Source organism: Terrabacter sp. P5_B1, from assembly GCF_056400505.1.
On the sequence record NZ_JBFULD010000480.1, the window covers coordinates 1 to 2,201 of the forward strand.

Annotated in this window: 2 protein-coding genes; both read right to left on the minus strand. The window is 70.8% G+C overall.

From position 1 onward, the window contains the following. Positions 1-63: 63 nt before the first annotated feature. Complete coding sequence (gene hisI, locus AC1DP0_RS21125) at positions 64-453, minus strand: phosphoribosyl-AMP cyclohydrolase (protein ID WP_478088401.1); 390 nt, start codon at positions 451-453, stop codon at positions 64-66. Between the two features lie 43 nt (positions 454-496). Beyond that, a partial coding sequence (locus AC1DP0_RS21130) for an ABC transporter ATP-binding protein (RefSeq protein WP_478088399.1) occupies positions 497-2,201 on the minus strand: 1,705 nt, incomplete at its 5' end.

Sequence of the window (2,201 nt, forward strand, 5' to 3'; positions counted from 1 at the left end):
CAGGAGGCGGCCACACGTGGCCTCTCGACGGTCAGGAGGCGGCCGTACGTGGCCTTTCGACGGTCAGGAGGGGGTGGGGGCCTCGGGGGCGGGCTCCCCGACGGTGGCGGGGAGGACTCGCGCGTCGAAGCAGGTGCGGTCGCCGGTGTGGCAGGCCGCGCCGACCTGGTCGACCGAGAGGAGCAGCGCGTCCCCGTCGCAGTCGAGGCGCACCCCCTTGACCCACTGCACGTGGCCGCTCGTGTCGCCCTTGCGCCAGTACTCCTGACGGCTGCGCGACCAGAAGGTCACACGGCCCTCCCCGAGCGTGCGGCGCAGGGCCTCGTCGTCCATCCAGCCCACCATGAGGACGTCGCCCGTGTCGTGCTGCTGCACGACGGCTGCGACGAGTCCGTGCTCGTCGCGCTTGAGCAGCTCGGCGATCTGGGGGTCGAGGACGGTCGGGTCGGGCATCGGGTCAAGGGCGTCGGTCACCCGGACATTCTGCCGTGACTGCTCAGACCGCCTGCTGCTGGGCCACCCACGACTCGTGCAGCTTCGAGTAGACGCCCCCGAGGCGGACGAGCTCGGTGTGGGGACCGCGCTCGACGATGCGCYCCGCATCGACGACGATGACCTCGTCGGCGGCCTGGGCGGTCGAGAGCCGGTGCGCGATGGCGATCGACGTGCGGCCGCGGGTCAGCGAGTCGAGGGCTCGCTGGATGCGCACCTCGGTGCTCGGGTCGACCGCGGACGTGGCCTCGTCGAGGACGAGCAGGTCGGGGTCGGCGAGGTAGGCCCGGGCGAGCGCCACGAGCTGGCGCTCCCCCGCCGACAGGGACTCCCCGCGCTGCCCGACATCCGTCGCCAGCCCCAGGGGCAGCGTGGACACCCAGGGGTCCAGTCCGAGCTCCGTGAGCGTGAGCCGGACGTCCTCCTCACTCGCCTCGGGGCGTCCGAAGCGGATGTTGTCGAGCAGCGTGCCGTCGAAGAGGAAGCCCTCCTGCGGCACGAGCACGACGCGGGAACGGAGCGAGGAGAAGCGGATCGTGCGCAGGTCGACCCCGTCGAGGAGCACCTGCCCGCTGCTCGAGTCCATGAGCCGGGTCAGCAGCTTGGCCAGCGTCGACTTGCCCGATCCGGTTTCGCCGACGATGGCCACCCGACTGCGCGGCGCGATGGTGAGGTCGATGTCGTGGAGCACGGGCTCGCCGCCGGGATAGGCGAATCCGACCTCGTTGAACTGCACGGTGATCGGCCCACGCGGCAGCGTCACGCCGGACTCGCCGGGGTCGGAGACGTCGGCCGGGGTGTCGATGATGCCGATGACGCGGCGCCAGCCCGCGACGGCGTTCTGCATCTCGTTGAGGATCTCGGTGGCCTGCTGCACGGGCTGCGTGAAGAGGTTGACGAGGAAGAGGAAGGCGAGCAGCTCGCCGAGGGTGAGGCTCCCCCGCGCGGCGAGGATCGTGCCCACGACGAGGACGACCGCGGTGGTCAAGCCGGAGACGAGCTGGCCCGACGTGAACGCGACCACCGAGCGGGCCTGGGCGCCGATGGCGGCCTTGCGGTGCGACTCGACGGCGGCGTCGATGCGCTCGGCCGTGCGGTCCTCGACGCCGTAGGCGCGGATCGCCTGGGCACCGACGACGGCCTCGGAGATCGCGCCGAGCATGTCGCCGACGCGCTCGCGCACCCGCGTGTAGGCCCGGCCGACGACGCCCTGGAACTTGCGGATGATGACGAACAGCGGCACGAAGCAGAGCCACACGACCAGGCCGAGCAGCGGGCTGTAGACGACCATGAGCACCGTCGCGAGCGTGATCTGCGCGATGTTGATCAGCAGCATGAGCCCGCCGAACTGCACGAACATCGAGATCGTGTCGACGTCGGACGTCACGCGGGAGACGAGCGACCCGCGCCGTTCGCTGTTCTGAGTCAGCATCGCGAGGTCGTGGATGTGACGGAACGCCTTGAGCCGCAACGTCGCCAGACCGTTCTCGGACGACCGGAAGAGGCGGATGTTGACGAAGTAGGCAGAGAAGGCCGTCACGACGACACCGACGAGCGCGATCCCGATGTAGCGCGCCACGACCGCCATGTCGGGGCCGCCGGCAGCGAGGATGCCGTCGTCGGTGATGCGCTGGACGACGAAGGGCACCAGCACCCGGCCGAGGGTCGACAGCACGGCGAGCAGCACCGTGACCCAGATGCCCTTGCGC